18 protein-coding genes are annotated in these 23045 nt (G+C 64.5%); 8 read left to right on the top strand and 10 right to left on the bottom strand.

Annotated features, from left to right (window positions below; all coding sequences use genetic code 11):
• Nucleotides 1–2: 2 nt before the first annotated feature.
• The 5 genes from M2335_RS02460 to M2335_RS02440 all read right to left on the bottom strand — a co-directional run bounded on the left by M2335_RS02460 (nucleotide 3) and on the right by M2335_RS02440 (nucleotide 5316).
• The gene (locus M2335_RS02460) at nucleotides 3–467 is read right to left on the bottom strand and encodes a DUF3237 domain-containing protein (RefSeq protein WP_181558391.1); all 465 of its coding nucleotides are present in this window, start codon (nucleotides 465–467) and stop codon (nucleotides 3–5) included.
• A gap of 46 nt (nucleotides 468–513) precedes the next feature.
• On the bottom strand, nucleotides 514–1935 hold the full coding sequence (locus tag M2335_RS02455) for an MFS transporter (protein ID WP_264593652.1): 1422 nt from the start codon (nucleotides 1933–1935) through the stop codon (nucleotides 514–516).
• Between the two features lie 129 nt (nucleotides 1936–2064).
• Nucleotides 2065–4296 (bottom strand): PQQ-dependent dehydrogenase, methanol/ethanol family, encoded by a 2232-nt coding sequence (locus tag M2335_RS02450; protein WP_264593651.1) that lies wholly within the window; start codon nucleotides 4294–4296, stop codon nucleotides 2065–2067.
• A 3-nt stretch (nucleotides 4297–4299) separates the two neighbouring features.
• On the bottom strand, nucleotides 4300–4779 hold the full coding sequence (locus M2335_RS02445) for a nuclear transport factor 2 family protein (RefSeq protein ID WP_181558389.1): 480 nt from the start codon (nucleotides 4777–4779) through the stop codon (nucleotides 4300–4302).
• A 60-nt stretch (nucleotides 4780–4839) separates the two neighbouring features.
• Complete coding sequence (locus tag M2335_RS02440; protein WP_264571800.1) at nucleotides 4840–5316, bottom strand: nuclear transport factor 2 family protein; 477 nt, start codon at nucleotides 5314–5316, stop codon at nucleotides 4840–4842.
• Between the two features lie 354 nt (nucleotides 5317–5670).
• On the opposite strand from M2335_RS02440, the gene M2335_RS02435 reads away from it, so the two are divergent.
• From M2335_RS02435 to M2335_RS02410, 6 genes are all read left to right on the top strand, one after another.
• On the top strand, nucleotides 5671–7332 hold the full coding sequence (locus tag M2335_RS02435; RefSeq protein WP_264571799.1) for a carboxylesterase/lipase family protein: 1662 nt from the start codon (nucleotides 5671–5673) through the stop codon (nucleotides 7330–7332).
• A gap of 16 nt (nucleotides 7333–7348) precedes the next feature.
• Complete coding sequence (locus M2335_RS02430) at nucleotides 7349–7837, top strand: DUF3237 domain-containing protein (protein ID WP_264571798.1); 489 nt, start codon at nucleotides 7349–7351, stop codon at nucleotides 7835–7837.
• Nucleotides 7838–7875: 38 nt separating this feature from the next.
• A complete protein-coding gene (locus M2335_RS02425) occupies nucleotides 7876–9411 on the top strand; it encodes a tannase/feruloyl esterase family alpha/beta hydrolase (RefSeq protein WP_264593650.1) in 1536 nt (511 codons plus the stop codon).
• A 244-nt stretch (nucleotides 9412–9655) separates the two neighbouring features.
• Nucleotides 9656–12259: a TonB-dependent receptor gene (locus M2335_RS02420; RefSeq protein ID WP_264593649.1), complete on the top strand. Its 2604-nt coding sequence runs from the start codon at nucleotides 9656–9658 to the stop codon at nucleotides 12257–12259.
• Between the two features lie 88 nt (nucleotides 12260–12347).
• Entirely contained in the window at nucleotides 12348–13292 is a 945-nt protein-coding gene (locus tag M2335_RS02415; RefSeq protein WP_264593648.1) for a hypothetical protein, read from the top strand.
• Nucleotides 13293–13430: 138 nt separating this feature from the next.
• Entirely contained in the window at nucleotides 13431–14231 is an 801-nt protein-coding gene (locus tag M2335_RS02410; RefSeq protein WP_181558382.1) for an IclR family transcriptional regulator, read from the top strand.
• A gap of 180 nt (nucleotides 14232–14411) precedes the next feature.
• On the opposite strand, the gene rplQ is transcribed toward M2335_RS02410, so the two are convergent.
• Nucleotides 14412–14837 (bottom strand): 50S ribosomal protein L17, encoded by a 426-nt coding sequence (rplQ, locus tag M2335_RS02405; RefSeq protein WP_264571794.1) that lies wholly within the window; start codon nucleotides 14835–14837, stop codon nucleotides 14412–14414.
• Nucleotides 14838–15062: 225 nt separating this feature from the next.
• The gene (locus M2335_RS02400) at nucleotides 15063–18359 is read right to left on the bottom strand and encodes a type ISP restriction/modification enzyme (protein WP_264593647.1); all 3297 of its coding nucleotides are present in this window, start codon (nucleotides 18357–18359) and stop codon (nucleotides 15063–15065) included.
• Between the two features lie 66 nt (nucleotides 18360–18425).
• On the opposite strand from M2335_RS02400, the gene M2335_RS02395 reads away from it, so the two are divergent.
• A complete protein-coding gene (locus tag M2335_RS02395) occupies nucleotides 18426–18716 on the top strand; it encodes a hypothetical protein (protein WP_264593646.1) in 291 nt (96 codons plus the stop codon).
• 89 nt (nucleotides 18717–18805) lie between these two features.
• On the opposite strand, the gene M2335_RS02390 is transcribed toward M2335_RS02395, so the two are convergent.
• The 3 genes from M2335_RS02390 to rpsM form a co-directional block, all read right to left on the bottom strand.
• Nucleotides 18806–19870, bottom strand: coding sequence for a DNA-directed RNA polymerase subunit alpha (locus tag M2335_RS02390; RefSeq protein WP_181558380.1), 1065 nt, complete (start codon nucleotides 19868–19870; stop codon nucleotides 18806–18808).
• Nucleotides 19871–19998: 128 nt separating this feature from the next.
• Nucleotides 19999–20388 carry a 30S ribosomal protein S11 gene (gene rpsK, locus M2335_RS02385; RefSeq protein WP_014077853.1) on the bottom strand — a complete coding sequence of 130 codons (390 nt, stop codon included), beginning with the start codon at nucleotides 20386–20388 and terminating at the stop codon, nucleotides 19999–20001.
• Between the two features lie 491 nt (nucleotides 20389–20879).
• Complete coding sequence (gene rpsM, locus M2335_RS02380) at nucleotides 20880–21248, bottom strand: 30S ribosomal protein S13 (protein WP_181558379.1); 369 nt, start codon at nucleotides 21246–21248, stop codon at nucleotides 20880–20882.
• A gap of 265 nt (nucleotides 21249–21513) precedes the next feature.
• On the opposite strand from rpsM, the gene M2335_RS02375 reads away from it, so the two are divergent.
• Nucleotides 21514–23040, top strand: coding sequence for a lipopolysaccharide biosynthesis protein (locus tag M2335_RS02375; protein ID WP_264593645.1), 1527 nt, complete (start codon nucleotides 21514–21516; stop codon nucleotides 23038–23040).
• Nucleotides 23041–23045: the final 5 nt, after the last annotated feature.

The raw sequence follows: 23045 nt of genomic DNA, 5'->3' as shown, positions 1-23045 counted from the left end.
GTTCAGAGCACCGCCCAATAGTTGAACACGGACTTGGTCTTCTGCCGATCCGTCTTGCCGATGAACACGGTCCGGCTGAGCCAGCCATGCGGCCCTTCCGGTGCATCGAACTGCGGGGTCACCCGCATATAATATTCGGAGGGGTCGACCGGCTCATAATTCTGCAGGCGATCCAGAACCTCCTTGGGTCCATGACGCACGCCGGTGTTGCGCAGCTGGATCAGCGTGCCGTCATCGGCCTCGATCAGGTAACGCGCGTTGAAGTCGCAGGTCTGGTCCGGGCGGATGCTGGGCCAGTCCCCGCCGGTGTGGGGCACGATGCGCCCATTGAGGCGCGGACCGGTGATGCGGCCACCGAGCACGCCGACATAGCCGCGCTCCAGCCCGTCCGTGGTCGGGCCGTAACGAAAGCGAGGGCTCAGATCGATCTCGATGGTGAAGACATATTCCAGTTCAGGCGGTTGCATACCGGTTCCTTGCATGTGGGTGTGTGGATGAGGCGGGTGGCGGCGCTCAGGCGAGCGGCGGCGGCTTGGTGTTGACCTTGCCGGAAACGAAATCATCCTCGTCCGTCACCATGCGGACGCCATGGGTTTCGTATCGCAGCATCGAGGTGGCGAGGAAGCCGATGACGGCAAAGGCGGCGAGCGTGAGGAAGCCGGGCGTAATCGCGGCTTCCGTTGCCTGCGGCGAGAGCAGATTGCCGCTGCCGGCGATCAGCGCGAGAATGATCGGCCCGAGTAGCTTGCCGAAGCCGCTGACCATCTGGACGAGGCCGCCGCCCAGCCCGGCGAGGCGGACCGGGAATAATTCCGTCCCGTAGGGCGAGCTGTTGGAGGCGCCGCCATCGTAGAACAGCGATCCGCACATCAGGCACAGCAGGAACACGGGCACCCCGGCCACGAAATAAGGGTGCAGGAAGGCCGCCGCGCTGATCGTCACCGCCGTGCCGAACAGGCAGATGAGCGCGGAGCGCCAGCGACCGATGAAGTGCGGGGTGACCGTCCACAGCGCCCGGCCGGCGATGCCGGCAATGCTCACGAACACGAAATAGGCAGCCGCCTCGGCCGGCTGGATCTTGAGCAGCATGGTGAGCACCGTTGGGCCCCACAAGGCCACGCCGAAGCCCGCGATGCCGAGCCCCGAGCTGGTCGCGACGATCAGCCAGAAGCGACCTGGATACAAGGCGATGTCGCGCAGGCGCGCGCGGCGCACTTCCTTGGGCACGCGCGGTAGCGGGATCTGCTCCTTGGGCAGATCGACATATTTGGCGAGCACATCATGCGCTTCGGTCGCGCGGCCTTGGGAGACCAGCCAGCGGACCGATTCCGGCACCAGGAAGTAGAGTGCGAAGGCGATGACGAGCGGGAAGAAACCGAGCAGGGCGAGGCCGCGCCAGCCGATGGTCGGCAGGAAATTGGCGACCAGCAACGAGGCCAGCAACACCCCGCCGGGCGCGATCAGGCCGCTCGCACTTGCGATCATGGTGCGCCAGCGCGTCGGCGCGATCTCGATCAGCAAGGTGATCTGCGTGCCGCCATAGCCCACGCCGACGATGAAGCGCAGGAACGCGAACAGCATCCAGCTCCCGTCCGGCACGAAGGCCGCGCAGCCGGCCGCCAGCGAATAGAGCACAATCCCGGAAATCAGCGCCGGCTTGCGCCCGTAACGATCCGCGAACCAGGCGAAGGGCAGCGCACCCACCAATTGGCCCACGCCTGCCGAAAGCAACACGATGGAGACCTGGCCGAAGGTGAGGTTCCATTCCGGCCCGATGACGCTGACCAGAAAGCCGATGATGTAGAAATCGAAAAACTCGAACAGGCCCTGCGTCATCAACAGGACGACGAGCAGCCAGTAGCGCGGCTTGAGCCGGGCCGATTCGAAAATGTCGATGCCATCCTGCTCGGGCAGGGCCGTCGCTGCGGCAGTCATACGCGACCACCCGCGTCCGCAGCCGGGCAGACAAGGATGCTCATCCTCAGGGGACGCCTCTCCACATCTCTCGAGAGCGATACCCTTCCGAACAGTGAGAATATATCATCCATCTCGCTCATGCTCTCATCAGTTGGCCGTGGTGATGCGGGAGTAGATCGGGGTTTCCGGCGGCGCTCCGGCCTGCTGACGGGCATATGCCTTGCTCTGCAGATCGATCAGATGGGCATGGATCGCCTGCACGTCGGCGCGCGTCAGCAGATCGTCCCAGCGCGGCATTCCGTTGGGCAACAGCAGCCCTTGCCGCACGATCTGCTCGAACGCCTGATGCGCGCCCTCGCTCATGCGGGTCAGGCTCGGCAGCGGCGCGCGCGGCATGTTGGAATGGCAGATCGAACAATTCTTTGAGAAGAGCACCCGTCCCTTCGCCAACCGATCGGCATCGGTGCCGGAGATCTGCACGGGCGGGGCCGGGATCGGCCCCTCCGGCGGGACGTCCGGCGGGATCGGCACTGGTCCGCCATCCAGCCGAAAGACCAGGATGCGATTGGCGTTCCCCTTGGCATAGGCGGCGGAATAATCGGGGACCAACCCCCAGCCGCCCCCGCCCCAGCCGGTCTGCACCGCGATATATTGCACGCCCTTCACCCGGTAGGTCATGGGGGCGGCAAGGATCGAGCGACCGGTGTCGATCGTGCGCACCACCTTGCCGGTATCGGAATCCAGGATGACCAGCTTACCCGACAGCGTGCCGAAGATGATGAGGCCACTCTGCGTCGCGAGTACGCCGCTGCGGTCCTGCCAGCCGTCCTCGCGCGGATAGCTCCAGATCGTCCTGCCGGTCACCGGATCAACGGCGCGCACATCGGCCGCCCAGGGCTTGTCCTTCACCCATTGCCATTGCGGCAGATCGGTGATGGTCTTCTGCACATCCTTGGGGAGACCGGGAAGCGCAGCCTCCAGAAAGGGCGTGAAGATCGATTCCGTGCCCGCGTTCAGCGCCAGCTTGCGCCGCGGCATCGCCAGATTGGCGGGCGGCACCATGATGAGATTGCCCATGTCGAGAAAATGGGCGACGTACATCTTGCGCTGCGGGTCATAAGCCGCGCCATACCAGTTGCGCGCGCCGGGCGGTGCCGGGAAGACCAGCTTGGGGCCGGCATTGATGTCCGAATATTCCGGCGTGGCGATCGGCTTGCCGGTCTTGAGGTCCCAGCCCGATGCCCAGCTTGTGCGCACCATTCTGTGCACGGCGAGCGGCTTGCCCGTCTCCCGGTCCAGCATGAAGAAGAAGCCGTTCTTGGGCGTGTGCAGCAGCACGGGGCGCTCGGCGCCGTTCACGGCCATGCGCGTCAGGATCATCGGCTGGACGGAGGTGAAATCCCAGTTGTCGCCCGGCGTTTCCTGAAAATGCCATTTCATCGCACCCGTCCTGCGGTCGAGCGCGACCAGCGAACTCAGGTAGAGATTATCCCCGCCGCCCGGCGAACGGATCGCCTGCGCATAAGGCCCGCCATTGCCGACGCCGATGATGACCTGATCGAATTCGGGATCGTAGGTAATCGCATCCCAGGCCGTGCCGCCGCCGCCGATATCCCAGCGGCTTTTCGGATTCCAGGTCTTGAGCGCCGCCTCCAGCGCCTTGCTTTCCTGCGGCCCCAGCGCGGGATCGCGCGGTATGGTGTAGAAGCGCCAGGCCTCCTTGCCGGTGCGGATGTCGAACGCGATGACATAGCCGCGCGTGTCATATTCCGCGCCGGCATTGCCGATGATGACGAGGTCGCCCGCCACTTCCGGCGCGCCCGTGCTGGTATAGGCCCGATTGCGATCGAGAAAACTGTCGGCCTTCCAGACGACCGCGCCGGTCTTCTGGTCGAGCGCATAGAGCCATCCGTCGAGCGCGGCGACGAACACTTTCCCGTCCGCCACGGCCACGCCGCGATTGGCCTGATCGCAACAGGCGTAGCGATTGACCTGCATGTCGACCTCGGGCGAGAAGGCCCAGAGTTGGCGGCCCGTTGCCGCGTCCAGCGCATAGGCCCGGCCGAGATTGCCAGACGTATACATCACCCCGTCGATGACGACCGGCGTCGCTTCCTGCACGCGGGTGGTGCCGAGATCATAATCCCAGGCGAGGCCGAGCCTACCCACATTGGTCTTGTCGATGTCGGTGAGGCGGGAGTAGCGGCTTTCCGCCCAGTCCCCGCCCGGATTGTCCCAATCGTCGCCCGCACCGAACGGAGGCGGTCCCGCCATGCTGCCGGGCGGCGCGTTCGAGCAGGCCGCCAGCAGGGCAAGGCCCAGCATGGCGCCAAGCAGGCTCGACACACCGGATGGCGGCACGGCAGGACGCCCGGACACTGCTCAACCCATCTGCGTGACGGGGTTCACATATTCGGCGGCGCGGTCCTCCATGCACTCGTTCCAGATCTTGCGGAAGGTGAAGAGCCATTTGCCATCGACGCGGCGCAACTCGTCTTCATAATGGCCGTAGCCGCCGACATAGGGCGTGCGCAGGCGGGTATCGTTGTCGATTTCGAACCAGAAGGAGCGGCTCCAGGCCTTGTCGCCCTCCACTTTCACGGTGATGTTGGTGATGAAGTGGCGCAGCCGCGGCGGGCGAGTCGGCTCCTCGCCCTTGCCGCGCCCCGAGAAGTAGGTGCGCATGCCCTTGCATTCCTCACGGATTGCCTCGCGCCCTCGCACGATGCCACCGGCCCAATCCAGTACGCCTTCCTCGGCGAAGGTGCCGGCGTAGCCATCCGGGTCCTGCCAATCGAGCGCGAACAGATAGCGCGCCTGCAGATCCTCGATTTCCGCGCGGTCGTCAGCGAAACTGGCCATGAACGTTCCTCTCCTCAGGTCTCAAATCTTGTCTTGGGCGCCCGAACTGGGGGTCAGCGCCTAGCGCCGCCAGGGTGTCAGCGCCTTGCGGGTATCGTCCCAATGCTCGACCACCTTGCCATCGGCGATGCGGAACATGTCGAAGGCTTCGCCGGAGTAGGTCTCGCCGGGATTGTGCGGATCGGGCTGCGGCTGGGTCCAGATCACCACCACATAGTCGCCCTGCGCGATGGCCTTCTTCAGCGTCTTCTTGCCGGGCGGGATCATCGCGGGCGGGGGATTGCGGATCAGCGAGATCAGCTCCAGCACCCCCTCGCGGCCCTGCCGCACATTGGGATTATGCTGAATGTAACCCTCATCGATATATTTCATCACCGCATCGGGATCGGCGCGATTGATGACGCCATCCCACATCGCCAGCACCATCTCGATATTGGCCTGCTCACGCCTGCGCTCGTGATTGATCCCGAGCCACCAGCTGATCGCGGCGGTCACGCCCACCAGCAGAAGGGCACCCAGCACTAGCGATATCTTCATCCTCTCACCTCTCCCCGACCCATGATCGTCCGATCCGGTGTCGCCAGCCGTCGCACACGCGCCGGACCGAATCGCACCCTCTCCGCGCGGCCCCCTGGTTCAGACCTCTGGCCCGACTCGGCGATCCGCATTTCCCCGCTCAACCGCTCCGCAACGAAATGGGAAACGGCAATTTTTTCTCATTGAACGGAACAAGCTTGCACTGAATGAACAAATTTGCAAGTTTCATCTCACGATTGCTAGACGATTCAGGAAAGAGTCGCGGCAGGAGCTTGGTTCACAGGAGAGGACAATGCTGCATCCCGGCTGCATCCGCGTGTCTCAGCGCGCCTTTCGATCACGGAAGGCGATGCGATGAGCGATCCGTGCTCCACCGCGCGCACAGGCGGCGCGTCACAGCGGCCACACATGGCCTTCTCGCGGCGCGGCCTGCTCGGCGCTGGCGTCGGATTGATCGCCGCGCCCTCGCTCGCCGCCATCGGCACCGTCGGTGAGCGGCCCATTGTTTCGACATCGGCCGGCAAGGTGCAGGGCATCACCGAGGGCGCGGTTTATGCGTTCAAGGGAATTCCCTATGGCGAGCCGACGGGGGGCGCCGCACGTTTCCTCCCGCCTGTCCCACGCAAGCCCTGGAGCGATGTGCGCGACGCCTCGCGCTACGGGCCGCGCTGCCCGCAGCATGGCTTTCTCGGCGGTCCCGACACGCCCACGCATTCCGAAGACTGCCTCGTCGCCAATGTCTGGACCGGCTCGCTGACCGGCAGCAAGCCGGTGATGGTCTGGGTCCATGGCGGCGGCTGGGAAGTCGGTGGCTCGGACGATCCCGTCAGCAATGGCGCCTGGCTGGCGCGCAATCATGACGTCGTGATGGTCTCGATCAACCACCGCCTCAACGTCCATGGCTATCTCAATCTCTCGGAAGCGGGTGATGAGCGCTATGCGCTCTCCGGCAATGCCGGCGCGCTCGACATTGCGCTGGCCCTCGCCTGGGTGCGCGAGAATATTGGCCAGTTCGGTGGCGATGCCGACCGGGTAATGATCTTCGGCCATTCGGGCGGCGGCCGCAAAATCAATGCGATGATGACGATGCCGTCGGCCTCGGGCCTGTTCCACCGCGCCATCTCGCAAAGCGGCCCCGGGATCCGGCTCGACTCGCGAGAAATCTCGCTCGACCGCGCCGACCGCCTGTTGCACAAGCTGGGCATCCGCAAGGGCGGGCTGCGCCGGCTGGCGGACGTGCCGACCCGCACGCTGACCGCCACCGGCATCGAGGTGCGTAACGAGACCGGCCAGTTCCGTCCCTTCGTGGACGGGCTGAGCGTGGTCCAGCACCCGTTCCTGCCGCACGCGCCGCTGCTCAGCGCCGACGTGCCGATGATGCTCGGCACCACGATCGAGGAAACGACGATATTCCTCGGCCATGTGCCTTCCTACGACACGATGAGCGATGCGCGGGTGCTGGAGGAATCGCTGCGGTTCTTCCCGTCTGGCGAGGCGCCCAAGGCCATCGAGACCTGGCGGGGCATGTTCCCAGACCATAGCAACACCCGGCTGTTCGCACGGCTGACCACCGACCGGTCCTATCTGCTCGACGCGACGATCCAGGCCGAAAGCAAGGCCGCGCTCGGGCGGGCACCGGCCTATCTCTATCTGGTCGACTGGCCGACTGACATTGGCAGTCTGCACGGGGTGTCGCCCCATGGCATTGAGCTGGCCTTCACCTTCGGCAATATCGAGGCACATTCCGGCGTCGGCACGGTGACGCCCGAAGCCGATGCCCTGCGTGCCGCCATGTCCGGCGCATGGACGTCCTTCGCCCGGACCGGCCGGCCGGACAATCCGCACATGCCGGTGTGGCTGCCCTACGAAACCTCGCTGCGGGCCACGATGCGCTTCGGCAAGACCGTTCGGCTCGAATCCGATCCGCTGGCCGCGCAGCGCAGCTACATGGCGCGCTTCGGCTCCGAGCAGCTCGGCGAACGCGAACCGCGCCCGCCCGGGCCTTGGATACGCTGATGAGGAGGGGCCGCTAATGAGTAGATCGCTAACGCCCGAGCGCCAGCCGCCCGCGCTCGATTTCGCCTTCGAGATCGAGATCGAGCTGACCAAGCGCTATCGCTACGGCCCCACCTTCTGGGGTGCCGAGCGCGGCTTTGTGGGCGTGGAAAGCGGCATCGTACGCGGCCCGCGCCTGAATGGGATCGTCGTCCCGCACAGCGGCGGCGACTGGCCGACCATCCGCACCGACCACACCGTCAAGTTCGAGGCGCGCTATCTGATCCAGGCGGATGACGGCACGATCATCGAGCTGCAGAACCGCGGCGTGCGGCATGGCAACAAGGATGTGCTGGCCCGGCTCCAGAATTACGAGGCCGTCGACCCGGCGGACTATTATGCCGGCGCCAGCCCGGTGTTCGATGCGCCGGAAGGCCCGCATGACTGGCTCTGCCGCACGATGTTCGTGGGCAAGATCGATCGCCGCGCCGACCGCGCGGTGTTCTCCTACTGGGCGGTGCTGTGATCGCGGCGCGATCCCTCACAGCTTTCAAGACCCTCGCTTTGGCGGGCCTGCTCGGCAGCGCCTCCGTTGCGCTCGCCGCCAATGGAACGCCGGCCTTTGCCGATCGCTGCGCAGCGGCCCGCGCCCTCCTGCCCGCCAACGTGACGCTCACCACACTCGAAACGGTGGCGCCCGCTTCGCACTGGCAGAGTCCCACCTCGCCGACATCGCCGAAAGGCGAAGCGGTGCGAGCGGACTTCTGCCGATTGGCCGGCATGATCGACGGCGACATCGGCTTCGAGCTCTGGCTTCCCCGCGACTGGAATCGGCGCTTCCTCGGCACCGGCGTCGGCGGCGAGGCCGGCTATTATAATTATGCCGATATGGCGCGCGGCGTGGAGCAGGGCTTTGCCGCTGCCTCCAGCGATACCGGCCATCGCCAGGGCGAGCGCTGGATCGACGATGCCCGCAAATCGGAAACCTATGCCCATATCGCCTATCACCGGCTGACACAGGTCTCCAAGGCGATCATCGATGGCTTTTACGGCGCGCCGGCCGCGCACGCCTATTTTCTCGGCTGCTCCGGCGGGGGACGGCAGGGCCTGCGCGAGCTACAGCTCTACCCCGGCGATTATGACGGCGCGCTCATCGGCGCGCCGGGTCTGGACGTGCCCCTGCTCGCCGCCCGGCTGCTGCATGTGCATCTGGCCCAGACGCAGAACGACGGCGTCGCGATCAGCGCGGCGGACTGGGATCTGGTCTCCCGCCGCGCCATTGCGCGCTGCGATGCGAATGACGGCGCGGTCGATGGCATTATCGACGATCCGCGCAGCTGCGCTTTCCGCGTCGAGGAGCTCGCCTGCAAGCCCGGCCAATCTACAGACTGCCTTGCGCCCGCCACGGTCAAAACCATCGCGAACATCGTCGCCCCGCTCGCCGACAGCACCGGCAAGACCCATGATTTCGGTCTGCTGCCCGGCATCACGGCCCGCCCCGGCGGCCTGCCACCGCTGCCTGTCCAGATGTTCGGCCATGCGCGTCACAGTGCAGGCCGGGGCGACGCCGGCTGGGACCCGGCCAGCTTCGATCTTGCCGCCGATCTCGCGGCCGCCCGGAAAAGCTTCGCGACCATGGATGCCCGCAGCGCGGACATGCGGGCCTTCGCGGCGCGCGGGGGCAAGCTGATCCTCTATCATGGCTGGGCCGATGCATCCGTGCAGCCACTCTCCACGCTCGATCTCTTCGCGCGCATGGGCGCAGAGGCGGAGCAGGACCGCGACGCCTTCGCCCGGCTCTACATGGTGCCGGGCATGCAGCACTGCCGGGGCGGGGCCGGCACCGACCGCTTCGGCGGATCGGAAGACCGCAGCGCGACCGGCAAGCCGGAGAGCGATCTGCTCGCGGCGCTGGTGGCATGGGTGGAGCAGGGCACCGCGCCCGGCGCGATCCTCGCCCGGCATGCGGACGCGGACGGGACCGTGACGACGGCCCGCCCGCTCTGCGCCTGGCCCGCACAAGCATCACACTCCAAGGGCGCCGAGACCGGTCCAGGCGCCGATCTGCGCTGCGACAGCCATGCGCGGGGAGGCACGTAACGACACTCGCGACACCCTATGGCTCGTCGCCTGAGCGACTCTGCCGGAGGGTGCGCGCCAGACACTGAAGAAGGAGGGGAAGAAGGGGGAGCAGGGCCCGATCCGGTTCACGCAATCGCGCAGATACAGGCACGAAGCCAGACCGCATCGACCGGGCCACGCCAGTTTTCAGACGACGTAAAAAGACAAAATTCTGAGTCCAGACAGCCGATTTTTTCAAAATTCGAGTTGAGGGAGAGAGCCAATGATTTCCGAGTTTCTGAAAGGACGCGCGCGTGGCCATGTCCGCCTCGGTGGCATATCACGCATCACCCTGGCCGCCGCATTGTGCGTGCCCGCCAGCCTGTTCGCCACCGCGGCCGCCGCGCAGACGGATGCCGCCCCGCAAGAGAGCGGGAAGACGGAAGACATCATCGTCACCGCCCAGTTCCGCTCGCAGAATGTGCAATCGACGCCGATCGCCATCACCGCGCTGAGCGCGCAGCAGCTTGAGGCACGCGGCCAGACCAGCATCACTGAGATCGCCACCAAGGCGCCGAACGTGAACCTGCGCGAGAGCAATCCGCAGGGCCCGTCGCTGCAGGCCCATATTCGCGGCATCGGCCAGGCCGACTTCAGCCTCGCCTTCGAGCCGGGCGTGGGCGTGTATGTGAATGACGTCTATTATTCGACGCTCACCGGATCGGTGCTCGATCTGCTCGATCTGGAGCGGGTCGAAGTGCTACGCGGGCCGCAGGGCACACTGGCGGGCATGAACTCCATCGGTGGCGCCATCAAGCTCTACACCAAGAAGCCCGATGGCAATGACGGCGGCTTCGTGGAAGCGACCGTTGGCAGCCTCAATCGCGTGGACGTGCGCGCAGCGGCTAACTTCACCATCGTGCCGGATCGCCTGTTCGCCCGCATCTCGGGCGTGTCGCGCAATCAGGACGGTTATGTGAAGGTCTACGACTTCGCCTGCACCCATCCGCAACTGGACGCGGTCTACAACATTCCCTCGCAAGCCGATGGCCGCAAGTGCCAGCTCGGCACGGAGGGTGGCAAATCCTATGTCGCGGCGCGCGGCTCGCTGCGCTGGGTGCCGACCGAGGATCTGGAGATCAACATCAGTGGCGATATTACCCGCGACGATTCGGAGGCCGCGCCGCAGACGCTGATCTTTGTCGGCACTGCCAACGCGACCAGCTACACGCCGGGCACGACGGGGCTGAACCTCAGCCGCAACTATCCCATGTATTCCACGGCCCCCACAAACGGCCTCAACCTGTGGAATCCCACGACCGGCACCTCGCCGTTCGTGCCCTATTCGCCCTGGGGTGTGGCGGGGGACAGCTTCACCAAGAGCCCCTATGTCAATTACTCCACCTACTGCGATGCGCAGCCGGTGGATGGCTCCGCGCCCTATTGCTTCAAGTCGCAGAGCCGCGTGAATGGCTGGGGCGTCAGCGGCAACATCGATTACAGCTTCTCTGACAATCTCAAGCTGACCTCGATCACCGCCTATCGCAGCTTCACGGCCAACTGGGTGCAGGATTTCGATGCCACACCGCTCAGCAACGCGCTGATCGATTATGAAGCGACCAACTGGCAGTTCAGCCAGGAACTACGCCTTGCCTCCAGCCTGTTCGACAACAAGGTCGATCTGGTCGTGGGCGGCTTCTACATCAATCGCTTCGGCACCTATCGCGGCACGATCAACCAGGGTCTGTTGATCTTCACCGAATATGACGAAATCCCCGCCACCAACTGGGCGGCCTTCGCCAACGCCTCCTGGCGGATCACCGACAAGCTCGAGCTGAATGGCGGCATCCGTTATTCCGAGGAAGAAAAGACGTTCCGCTTCTTCCGGGGCGGTCGTCCCGGCGTGCAGGCCGGTAACCCGGCGCCTTATTTCCCCTGCACGGTCAATGGCGTGAACTATGGCGTCGTCCACGTTGCGTTCTGCGGACTGAATGGCGCTGAGGGCGATTACAAGGGCAACAATGTCGATTGGCGCGCCGTGCTGCAATATCAGTGGACGCCGGACATCATGACCTACGCAAGCGTTGCCACCGGCTTCAAGGGTGGCGGCATCAATCCCCGTCCTTATACACCGGCGCAGGCGGTTCCGTTCGATCCCGAGAACCTCAAGGCGTATGAAATCGGCTTCAAGTCGCGGTTCTTCGATCGGCGCGCGCAGCTGAACGTCTCGGCATTCGTCAACAAATATTCGGACTTCATCGCGAGCGTCTTCTCCCGCGTGACGGCCGCACCGAATGCGGGCTGCCCGATTTCGCCCAACGACCTGACCTGCTCCTACTTCGTCAATGCAGGCAAGGCGACGCTCAAGGGTCTGGAAGCCGAACTGTCGCTCGAGCCGGTCGACAATCTGCTCATCGATGCATCGGCGGCGCTGTTGGACTTCAAGTACGATCAGCTGTCGGGCTGCTCGCCGGCCCTCACGCCGACGACCTGCACGGCACCGTCGGGCGGTCTGGGCGCCGGCCTGCGTTACGGCATGACGCTACCTTATGCGCCCAAGCGGCAGATCAGCGTCGGCGCGCAGTACAAGTTCGATATCGGCTCCGCCGGATCGATCACGCCGCGCCTCGACTGGAGCTGGCGTTCGCGGCAGCAGACCCTGACGGTGCAGAACAACGTGCTGTCCTATCTGCCCTCCTACGGTCTGCTCAACGGCCGCATCGCCTGGAACTCAGCGGATGACGACTGGCAGCTTGCCCTGCAGGTGACCAACATCACCAACAAGCTGTACTGGACCGGCATCGGCCCCAACAACAACTCGGGCACCGTGGCGGCCAACCCCGGCATGCCGCGCGAGTGGTCGCTGTCACTCAAGCGCACCTTCTGACGAACGGGCTGGCGGCGGCGGGATGGCCATCATCCCGCCGCCGCCCCGGCCATTTCTCAAATCCCCCGATGAAGCCGGAGAGGCAGCAATGTTGAACAGCAGCAGCAAAGCCCTGATATCCCTCGCGCTCGGTGCGGCGCTGGCCACGACGGCCCCAGCGACCACCTCCACCAGCGGCGGAGCCGGCCCCTATCGGGTGACGATGACCGACGAGATTGACGGCCTCGATCATCACACCGTCTATCAGCCGACTAATCTAGCCGCGCTCGGGGACAAGAAGCTCCCCATCTTCATCTGGGCCAATGGCGGCTGCGCGGACAAGGGCAATGCCTATCGCTACATGCTCGACCACATTGCCGCGCATGGCTATCTCGTCGTGGCGCTGGGCAAGATCGGCCCCAAGGGCGAGGAGAATAATTTCGGGCGCTGGCCGCGCGAATTCGGCATGCCGGCAACGCCCCCGCCGCTCGATGGCCCCACCGGCACGCTGCCGCACGAGATGAAGGCGGCGATCGACTGGGCAGTGGCGCAGAACAGCAAGGAGGGCAGCCCGCTCAAGGGCCGGCTCGATACCAGCAAGATCGGCGTTTCCGGCCATAGCTGCGGCACGCTGCAGGCGCTGGCGATGTCCTCCACCGATCCGCGCGTCACGACCACGCTGATGCTCAATGGCGGTGTTTGGAACATCGGCACCGGCGGCCTGCCCGGCGCGCCCGAGATCACCAAGAAATCGCTTGAGACGATCCACGGCACGATTGCCTATATTCATGGCGAGAAGGACAGCGCCCTGCCCAACGGCACGGACGACTTCTCGCGCATCAGCGGCATCCCGGCGATGCTCGCGGTGCGCAAGGATGTCGCCCATTCCGGCACCTTCCTGCTCAAAAATGGCGGGGCTTATGGCACGGTGGCGCTGGCCTGGCTGGACTGGCAGCTCAAGGGCGATGCGCGCGCCGCGCGCTGGTTCGTCGGCGCGGACTGCACGCTCTGCACCGATCCGCGCTGGACGGTCCAACGCAAGAACTTCCCCTGAAGCCGCGCCGCAAATTGGCATTGCGCGCGACCGGGGTCCGGTGATTGCGAATTTACCGCCCACTCCCTAAGAGCCTGCGAAGCTGGGCTGCGCGGAGCGGGCGGGAAGCGGCCGGCGCGGCAAGAAGGATGCGTGGTGATGGCAAAGGCCAGTGAAGCTCCCGAAATGACCGGCGCGATCGAGCGCGCGCTGCGGGCGCTCAAGTCGGTCGCCGAACATGGCGAGTTCACCCCGCGCGATCTCGCCGAAGATGTCGGCATCCCGACCAGCACCGCCTATCGCCTGCTGCAATCGCTGGGCGCGATGAACTTCGTCGAGAAGTCGAGCCATGGCAGCTATCGCGTCGGCCGCGAGTTGGTGCGCCTCTCGTCAATGGTCGCCGCTCAATTCGATTATGGCGCCATCGCAAGGCCGTTCCTCGCCGACCTGTCGGATGCGTTTCAGGAGACCTGTGCCTTCGCGCTCTACCTGCCGAACGAGCATAGCTGCTCGATCATCGAGACGATCAACGCGCTCCACCCGCTGCAATATGTCGTGGAGACCTACAAGACGCGCGCGCTCGTCTGGGGCGCGCTCGGCCGCGCCATGCTGCCCTGGCTGGACGAGGCCGATGTGCGCATCGCGATCGAACGGCAGGGGCCACCGCTGGAGGCGGGCACGCCGCCGATGACCTACGAGCTGCTGCAGACCGAGAATGAGCGCGTGCGCAAGCAGGGCTGTTTCGTGGCGACCAGCCCCAGCGCGCTTGGCACCAATGGCACGGCGGCGCCGGTGTTCAATGCGCGCGGCCAGATCTTCGGCAGCCTTGGCGTGGCCATTCCCGCCGTGCGCTACGATGCCGAGATGCAGCCCAGCCTCAGCGCGGCCGTGATCAAGGCCGCGCGCGGCATGAGCGCGGCACTCGGCCATGGCGGCAGCCGGCAGCGCAAGAGCCTCTGACCGATAGGGACATGGCGGAGAGGCTTCGCCGCGGGACGGGGATGCGGCCCCGCGCGCTCACGGCATCGTCGGGTTCGCCGTCTCCTCCGGCTCCATGTCAGCAGACAGCAAAAAGCCCCGCCGGTCGTGCCAGCGGGGCCTTTTAAATGCTTGGTCCGGTCAGGCCGGGCTGTGGCGGCCTCAGGCGGCTTCCAGCTCGTCCTCATCAGCGGTCTGCACCGGGCCGCTGTCCTGGCCCTTGGCGCTCTCGTCGCGGTCGACCAGTTCGATGATCGCCATCTGCACGGCGTCCGACGCGCGGATGTCCGCCTTGATGATGCGGGTATAGCCGCCGGCGCGATCCTTGTAGCGCTCGGCCAGCACGTCGAACAGCTTGGTGAGCTGCGTGTCGTCGAGCAGGCGGGCATGGGCCAGACGACGGTTGGAGAGGCCACCACGCTTGGCGAGCGTGATCAGCTTCTCGACATAGGGGCGCAGTTCCTTGGCCTTGGGCAGCGTGGTCTTGATCTGCTCGTGCTTGATGAGCGCGGCCGCCATGTTGCGGAACATCGCGGTGCGGTGAGCGGAAGTACGCTGCAGCTTGCGGCCGCCATATCTGTGACGCATGAGTCCAGTCCTTCGTTCGTTATGGGGCCGTGCAAGGCACCCCGTACCAGGCGATGCATAACGGGCACCGCCAAAACCCGGCCTCCTGCAAGAAGGACTTGAAGCGCCGCCCTAAAGCGGGTTGGGGGCGAAGAGTCAAGGGAAAGCGTGTCGCACAGCGTCAGGCCGAAGCCGCGCTCAAGCGGCTCGGCGACCAAGGTCGCGCGGCGTTTCGGGTCGCCCCCCTCAGGGCGCCAGCTTGCCGGCCGGGATCAGCGGTCCATCGCACACGCGCTTGAGCAGGGCAGCCTGCTTCGGTTCCAGCTCCACAAGCAGCGTCAACACGTTGAGCACGTTGATGAGTTCGCTGGTATATTCGTGGAGCCAGTGGTCTGGCTGAATGTCGCCCAGCGGCGAAGGCGGACGCTTGTCGCCGATCTGCGGCCGCTCGCGGTTCTTGCGGCGATAGCTGAACCACTGGCGCAGCACCTGCTTGCCGGAGACTTCATAAGCCCAGACCTGCGGACTCACATTGTCGATGAACCCGCCGCCCACGCGCAGCCGGCGCTTGCCCGCATCATAGTCGAGAGTGTCCGGAAACCCTTCGGGCGTGGGCGGAATACGGCCCTCCTTCGGGACCATCGGCGGATTGACCGCGACGCGCGGCGGCCCAGCCGGGCGTCCCGCATCCGCATCGGCAAAGCGCTCGCCGAATGTATGCAGCCAGATCACCTCGCGCCCCAGCGCCGCCGCCTGCGCGAACAAGGCCGCGTCGGCGGTCATCGGCACACGCAGGCCGGGGCGGATCAGGTCGGCCCTGAACGTCTCGACAAATGCGGGATGAGCAAGGAGCGCGACGACATAGGCAAAGACGTCAGCCGGATCGACTGCCGTACCGTAGGTTTTCGCGAGGATCGCCAGCAGTTGCGGCGAGACATTGCTTTCTGCTGCCGCCGCATCTTTCCAGAGCGCGAAGACGCGACCGCCAAATGAACCGCGATAATGATCCAGATCGGGAACGTTCGAGGTGACAGTCAATGACGGACCATTTTTGGGAGCAGTGCGGGTGAGGGCGGTCAGATACGCCTGCTGGCCGCCAAAAGCGTTCCACAAGCTCGGGTTGGCACGGTTGATCAGACGATTGTCCGGAATGATCCACTGCCGATCGAATGACCGAAAGCCGTAATGCATTGGCTGGATAATTTGCAGCTGCTGCTCTGCCTGGGCTTTCGTCGCATTGTGTTTTGTCTCAGCCAAAAGCGCTTCGATAGACCTCAATGCGCCATGATGGCCGGCGAGTCCTTTCGTACTCGCTTTGCTCATTGTCTTGTCGCCGCCCTCGTGCGGATGAAAGAGCTTCGCCCGCTCTTCCGAAGATTTTTCTTCAATGAGCCTCGCCCAACGGGCCTCAAGCGACTCGGCATCCGGCGCGATGATCCACGTCCGTCCCGGCATCACGCCCGATCCGCAATCGCCGAGTACCGCGTCAAGCGCCGCAAAGTCGCCCCATCCTCCGGCATGATCCGGCAGGAAGGGCGCGCGCCAGTCCTGTGGACAATCGCTCCATCCCTTGCTCTCGAGCGTGAGCGCCTCCAGTTCCTTGAACTTCTCGTCCCGCCGCCCCTTGCGCAGGGCGCGGAAGCGGACCCGTGCGGGCTTCGCCGGATCGTTCGCGGGCGAGCGGGAAGCCAATACGATGCAGACCGGATGCTGCACGCCCTGAAAAATGCGCGTCGCCACTTCCGGCTGATGCCCCTCGGGTGAACAATCGATCACCCAGATCTCGTCGCAGTCGCGGCGCAGATCGCTGCGCATCTTCTGGAAGCCGGGACCGTTCAGAAAGCCGGCGACCGTGATGTAGCACACCATGCCGGCAAGCTTTTCCTCGACCGGAGGCTGCCTGTCTCGCCCGCCCGCGCCCTGCTCAAACACCTTCCATGCTGCCCAGCGCCAGAAATAGACGTAGAGATTGCGCAGATGCTTGGCGTGGGTGCCGACTTTCCAGCTGGCTGGCGGCACCCAGTCTTTGAACGGGGCTGCGCGATTGCCGCCATTCTCGATCCAGCTGCCTTTGCCTTTGGCTTTCTCCTTATAGGGAGGATTACCGATCACCACCGTGATCGGCTGCTCACGCTTGACCTTGTTGGCGGCCTCCCGTGAGCGGGAGATTTCCCGGTAAATGCCCTGTCCAGATTCGACATCGGCATAGGGGTCGCTGAGTGTATCGGTCACGAACAGGCCCGGCGTCCCAATCGCCTCCAGCGCGATCATTTCCGCAAGCAGGCGAAGCTCCGCCACCGCATAGGCGCCGAATTGCAGTTCAAACCCATAGATGCGTTTGGCCGCCGCGCTGATGGCGTCGGGAATCGCGCCGTCGCCTTCGCTCTTCTCCACGCTTTCGGCAATGGCCCGCAAGATTGCGAGCAGATAGGTGCCCGACCCCATCGCGGGATCGACGACATGGACCTGCTGGCTGGCCAGACCCTCTGCAACCCCGAACCGCTGGGAGGATCGCAGGGCTTCGTCGCACAGCCGGACCATGGTCTGCACCACCTGCGGCGGGGTGTAATAGGAGCCGGTCAACCTGCGCAGGCGGTTGTCATAGACTTCGAGGAAGTCCTCGTAGAAATACAGCCAGGCTTCCGCATCGCCCTTGGCAATCACGGCCCAGTCGACCACGTCGAGCACGCGCACCATCGTGTCGAGCGAAGGGCCGAGGGAAAGGTCCTGCTCGGTCAACAGGCGCAGCGCCGTGCCGATCAACGTGTCCGTCTTGCCCAGCGCTTTGGCAACGTCGTCCAGCCCGTTAGCCAGTTTAATCTTTCGCGACTTGGCCATGAGCAGGCCGAAAGTGACGGCCTGCGCATAACCGTCGGCAAATTTCGCATCGTCGGCATCAGGGAAGAGCAGCGCTTTCCAGTCCTCCTTGAGATCAGATAATCTTGCATTCTTGACGCCGAGTTGTTCGATCACCTCGTCGCGCAAATAGCGGCAAAGCCGGGCAGCGGTTATCGCGAGTTCCTTTGGGCCTCGGGGCGGCAGCGGCTGCCAACTCAGAAAATCCTGAATGAGTGGAAGCAAGGACAAAGGCGCCGCGAGCGCAGAACCTGAGGTTTCGATGTCGCCATCGAGCCTGACGATTTCGCCAACCAGTTGGCCGTTCCGCCAGAGCGAAAGGGCGTGGCCATTCATATAGAGAAGGTTGGGTAGCGACTTGAGCTTGTCCCATTGCTCCTTGTCGTGCTTGTCTCTGAACTTGCGTGGATCGGCGCCCTTGTCGGGGGCCTTGACCTCGATGAATCCGATCAGCGCCTTGTTGATCTGAACAGCGAAATCGGGACGGGTACGCAAATCCGAAAGGGATTTCTCACCGATCAGCGCCAGCGCACCCTTAGCAAGCCCGCATTCGGCTGACAGAGCCGCGAACAATTGCTCGATGGGATTGCGCAGCTGGTCCTCCGGCTGACCTCCCTGATTGAGCTTGGCCTTGGCTGCTACACCGAATTCACCCACAGCTTTTTTGATGCGTTCAGCTTGCGTCATAGGTCCCCTTGACTAGTATCTTTGCATCAGGGCCACTGGTCCGGCAATCGATGAATGGTGGTTTGCGTGAATGATCTTTTCGACAGCGGCCCCAGACAACTTGGCTTCGACATGGGAGACGCCGGCCAGCCAGTTTCTTACGAACCGGACCGCGATCAGGTTCGCGCGGAACTGACGGAAATTCTGGAGATAGCACGGTCTGCCAAGGATATAGCCCCTTGGGACGCCCGCACATTCCTTTATCATAAGGTTGTGTTTCCACAGATGGCGCGCTGGCTGCCGGATGACGAGCGCGATCAACTGTGCTTCGAGTTCGCTTCTCAGGTTGAACGGATCGAGCTGCTGCTGGCTGCCTGAATGCAGGCCCTTCTCACTAATTCAATGCACGAATAAAAAAGGCCCCGCCTTTCGGCGGAGCCTTTCATGATTTCTCGGGTGTAGCCCGATCAGCCCAGCAGTTCCTGCTCGAGCTTCTTGGCGATCTCTTCGATGTTCTCCGGCGGCCAGCCCGGGATGTCCATCCCGAGGCGCAGGCCCATGCTGGAGAGCACTTCCTTGATCTCGTTGAGGCTCTTGCGGCCGAAGTTCGGCGTGCGGAGCATCTCGGCCTCGGTCTTCTGGACGAGGTCGCCGATATAGATGATGTTATCGTTCTTGAGGCAGTTGGCCGAACGGACCGAAAGCTCCAGCTCGTCCACCTTCTTGAGCAGATAGCGGTTGATCTGGTTGGCATCGCCCTCGCCTTCGTCGGCAGCGGCACCGGCGCCTGCACCCGTGCTCGGGCCGGCGGTCGGCAGCGCGTCCTCGAAGTGGACGAAGAGCTGCAGCTGGTCCTGCAGGATGCGCGCGGCATAGGCCACGGCGTCCTCGGGGCTGACGGTGCCGTCCGTCTCGACCGTCAGGTTGAGCCGGTCATAGTCCAGCTCCTGGCCGATACGGGCGTTCTCGACCTTGTACGCCACCTGGCGCACGGGCGAGTAGAGCGCATCCACCGGGATGAGGCCGATCGGCGCGTCGGCCGGGCGGTTGTTCACGGCAGGCACATAGCCCTTTCCGGTGTCGACGGTCAGCTCCATGTTGAAGCTGGCGCCTTCGTCCAGATGGCAGATCACCAGATCGCTGTTCATCACGGCCATGTCGCCGGTCACCACGATGTCACCGGCGGTGACGGTCGTCGGGCCGGTGGCGCTGAGCTGAAGACGGCGGGGGCCTTCACCCTCCATCTTGAGCGCGATCTGCTTCACGTTGAGCACGATGTCGGTCACGTCTTCGCGCACACCGGCGAGGCTCGAGAATTCGTGAAGCACGTTCTCGATCTTTATCGCGGTGACGGCGGCGCCCTGCAACGAGGAGAGCAACACGCGGCGAAGCGCGTTGCCCAGCGTCAGGCCAAAGCCGCGCTCAAGCGGCTCGGCGACGAAGGTCGCGCGGCGTTTCGGGTCGCCCCCGGCCTTGATCTCGAGGCCATTGGGCTTCTTCAATTCCTGCCAGTTCCGGATGTTGACAGTCATGTATTTCCCCTGGGAGTTGGGCGGAGGACGGTGGAGTGCAGCTGCGATCCGGCCCCGGCCTTAGAAGGAATGGTCGGGCAGGGATGGGGTTTCCGCAAAGAAACCCCCGCCCTGCTCGTCGGGCCGAATCAGACGCGGCGGCGCTTGCTCGGCCGCACGCCATTGTGCGGGATCGGCGTGACGTCACGGATGGACGTGATGGTAAAACCGACGGCCTGCAAAGCGCGCAGAGCCGATTCGCGACCCGAACCCGGGCCTTTGACTTCCACCTCAAGGGTGCGCACGCCATGCTCGGCGGCCTTGCGGCCGGCGTCTTCGGCGCAGACCTGCGCGGCATAAGGCGTCGACTTGCGGCTGCCCTTGAAGCCCATCATGCCGGCGCTGGACCAGCTGATCGCATTGCCCTGCGCATCGGTGATGGTGATCATGGTGTTGTTGAAGCTGGCGTTCACATGCGCGACGCCTGCCGAGATATTCTTGCGCTCGCGCCTGCGAAGCCGCTGGGGTTCCCGTGCCATCTGACTAACTTTCCTACTCGAAACTGGTTGAACCGGTGCCTGCGCCTGTTTCGCAATTCCTGCGTCGCACACACCCTGCCATGCCTGTCCGCCCCGGGAGAACTGTCCCTTTGCCGGCCCCCGTGCCGATCACCCATTCCGCTTCGGACGCCGATGATCGGCAGGCCCGTCGAAAGAAGCGATCCCATGCGGGACCAGAACCTGAGCGCTAGCACGCTGCCGGGGCGGGGAGCGAGGAACCGGATGGTCCGGTGGTCGCGCCTTGCCCCTGCACGTCCCTGCCCTTGCGGGCCTTGCCGGGTCTGGCGCGCCTCTATCGGGGCGGGCCTGCTACGGCGGAGGACGTCTGGTCCGGACTGTTCTGGCGGGTGCGGATGCGATGTCTCAGCACATGCGCCCGGCGGAACAGAAGAAGCCGGATCGCTCCGGCGCCGGGCGGCTCGCGATGGCATGGCCGCAGCCATGCCAGCATCGCGCCATCCGGCCTTGCGTTACTTCTTCTTGCCGGCGATCGGCTTGGCCTTGCCCTTGCGGGTGCGCGCATTGGTATGCGTGCGCTGGCCACGGACCGGCAGGCCCTTGCGATGACGCAGGCCGCGATAGCAGGCCAGATCCATCAGGCGCTTAATGTTCATCGCGGTTTCGCGACGCAGATCGCCCTCGACCGTCAGGTCGGCGTCGATCGTTTCACGGATCTGCAGCACTTCCGCGTCGGTCAGGTCCTGAACCCGGCGGCTGTGATCGATGCCGAGCTTGTCGGCGATGCCCACGGCGGTCCGGGGACCGATGCCATGGATGTAGGTCAGCGCGATGATCACGCGCTTGTTGGTCGGGATGTTGACCCCCGCAATACGTGCCATATATCCTCCTGCTCCACAGGATGCTCTGGCGGGCATCCTATCTCGTAGCGTTGAACCCGGACGCGCAAAGCGCGGCGAGCGCTCGCTCGCGCTGCCGTTGACCTCGTCGCATTGGGAACGGTGGTCGTTACTGCAACGCTCGTGCCCTGTCAACGGCAGGCCGGAACGGACCGCCTCTTTAACAGTATCAAAACCCCTGCCGGGTTCTTATGAGCCTTCCGGCCCGCCGCCCTGTCGCCCGTTTCCGAATCAGAGCCCCCTTTTCATGTCCCAAAGCGCTCCCACATCCTCGGTGACCACGCGACTCGTGAAGGGGGCCGGCTGGGTGATGACCTCGCAGGTCATCATCAACGCAGTGTCATTCGCCTCGTCGATCGTGCTGGCGCGCCTGCTGATGCCGGAAGACTTCGGCCTGGTCGCCATTGCACTGGGGGTCAGCGCGGTCGTAACGGCCTTGACCTCCATGCCGCTATCCGAGGCGCTCATCCAGATCAACGATATCGAGGACGATCACTTCCACAGCGCGTTCACGCTGGGTTTCATTCGTGCGATGATGCTCACGCTGCTGCTGGCCGGGGCAGCCTGGCCGGTCGCGGCCATGTATGACGACAGTCGCCTGGCGCCGATCATGCTTGCGCTTGCGGGGCAGGCCTTCATCAGCGGCTTCTACAGTGCCCGCTGGCCGATGATCCAGAAGCAGCTCTCCTTCGCACCGGACGCGATCGCCGGGGTCGTAACGCGCGTGGCGGCCGTTACCGCTTCGGTCGTGATCGCCTATCTGTACCAAACCTATTGGGCGATCGTGATCCCGATTGTGTTGATGCAGTTCCTCAGCGTGGTGGTCACGCATCTCTATGCGCCCTATCTGCCGCGCCTCAGGCTCTCGAAGGTGCGCGAGATCTGGTCCTTCTCGATCTGGATGACCTTCAGTTCCGTGCTGACGACCGTCAACGCGCGCATCGACAGTCTCGTGCTGGGCGGTGTTCTGGGGCAGCGCGAGGTGGGCTTCTATAGCTACGCCGATGAGAAGGCGCGGATGCCCACGCGCGAGCTCTCAACGCCGCTCATCCGACTGCTATTTCCCGGCCTCACCGCGGTACGGCACGATCCCGCCCGGCTCGCTGCGGCCTATCAGCGCACCCTGACCGTCATTTTCGCCGTCTGCGTGCCGGCCGGCGCCGGCTTCGGCCTGGTTGCCGACATGTTCGTTCATGTGTTGCTCGGCCCGAAATGGATCGAGATTATCCCGATTATGCAGGTGCTGGCCTTTACCTTCGCGTTCGAGAATCTGGTCACCGCCACCGCGCCGCTTGCGATGGCCATGGGCGCGACCCGCGCGCTGTTCGTGCGCGATCTCATGACCTTTGCATTCCGCGTGCCGCTTATCATCACCGGGCTTCTGCTGTTCGGCATAACGGGGCTGCTCGGGGCGCGCGTGCTGTCCACCCTTGCCTCTGTCCTGCTCAACATGCTGCTCGCCAAACAGATCGTGCATGTCAGCATCCGCCGTCAGTTTCTCGGCTGCGCGCGCACCTTTGTCGCCGTGGGCGGCATGTGCGCAGGAGTGATCGCCTTCAAGATGGCCTTGCCCACCCATATCGCGCACAGCGTGTCCGGCCTGCTGGCGACGATTGCGGTCGGCGGGGTGGCTTACATCGCCTGCCATCTGGGGCTATGGATCCTGCGCGGACGGCCTGTAGGACCGGAAACGGATCTGATCGCAATCTTTAGCGGCGTCCTGCGCAAGCTGGGACGGTTCAAAAGGCCCCAGCCCGGACTATCCGAGCGATAAGACGA

This window comes from Sphingobium sp. B12D2B (assembly GCF_025961775.1).
Taxonomy (GTDB): Bacteria; Pseudomonadota; Alphaproteobacteria; order Sphingomonadales; family Sphingomonadaceae; genus Sphingobium.
This window is presented reverse-complemented; position numbering and strand designations above follow the sequence as displayed.

What these genes read in the sequence shown, in the direction of transcription:
- M2335_RS02415 (WP_264593648.1), top strand. Translation starts at nt 12,348, where the DNA reads ATGTTGAACAGCAGCAGCAAAGCCCTGATATCCCTCGCGCTCGGTGCG.
- M2335_RS02420 (WP_264593649.1), top strand. Translation starts at nt 9,656, where the DNA reads ATGATTTCCGAGTTTCTGAAAGGACGCGCGCGTGGCCATGTCCGCCTC.
- M2335_RS02375 (WP_264593645.1), top strand. Translation starts at nt 21,514, where the DNA reads ATGTCCCAAAGCGCTCCCACATCCTCGGTGACCACGCGACTCGTGAAG.
- M2335_RS02430 (WP_264571798.1), top strand. Translation starts at nt 7,349, where the DNA reads ATGAGTAGATCGCTAACGCCCGAGCGCCAGCCGCCCGCGCTCGATTTC.
- rplQ (WP_264571794.1), bottom strand. Translation starts at nt 14,837, where the DNA reads ATGCGTCACAGATATGGCGGCCGCAAGCTGCAGCGTACTTCCGCTCAC.
- M2335_RS02455 (WP_264593652.1), bottom strand. Translation starts at nt 1,935, where the DNA reads ATGACTGCCGCAGCGACGGCCCTGCCCGAGCAGGATGGCATCGACATT.
- M2335_RS02440 (WP_264571800.1), bottom strand. Translation starts at nt 5,316, where the DNA reads ATGAAGATATCGCTAGTGCTGGGTGCCCTTCTGCTGGTGGGCGTGACC.
- M2335_RS02400 (WP_264593647.1), bottom strand. Translation starts at nt 18,359, where the DNA reads ATGACGCAAGCTGAACGCATCAAAAAAGCTGTGGGTGAATTCGGTGTA.
- rpsM (WP_181558379.1), bottom strand. Translation starts at nt 21,248, where the DNA reads ATGGCACGTATTGCGGGGGTCAACATCCCGACCAACAAGCGCGTGATC.
- M2335_RS02445 (WP_181558389.1), bottom strand. Translation starts at nt 4,779, where the DNA reads ATGGCCAGTTTCGCTGACGACCGCGCGGAAATCGAGGATCTGCAGGCG.
- M2335_RS02460 (WP_181558391.1), bottom strand. Translation starts at nt 467, where the DNA reads ATGCAACCGCCTGAACTGGAATATGTCTTCACCATCGAGATCGATCTG.
- M2335_RS02435 (WP_264571799.1), top strand. Translation starts at nt 5,671, where the DNA reads ATGAGCGATCCGTGCTCCACCGCGCGCACAGGCGGCGCGTCACAGCGG.
- M2335_RS02410 (WP_181558382.1), top strand. Translation starts at nt 13,431, where the DNA reads ATGGCAAAGGCCAGTGAAGCTCCCGAAATGACCGGCGCGATCGAGCGC.
- rpsK (WP_014077853.1), bottom strand. Translation starts at nt 20,388, where the DNA reads ATGGCACGGGAACCCCAGCGGCTTCGCAGGCGCGAGCGCAAGAATATC.
- M2335_RS02390 (WP_181558380.1), bottom strand. Translation starts at nt 19,870, where the DNA reads ATGACTGTCAACATCCGGAACTGGCAGGAATTGAAGAAGCCCAATGGC.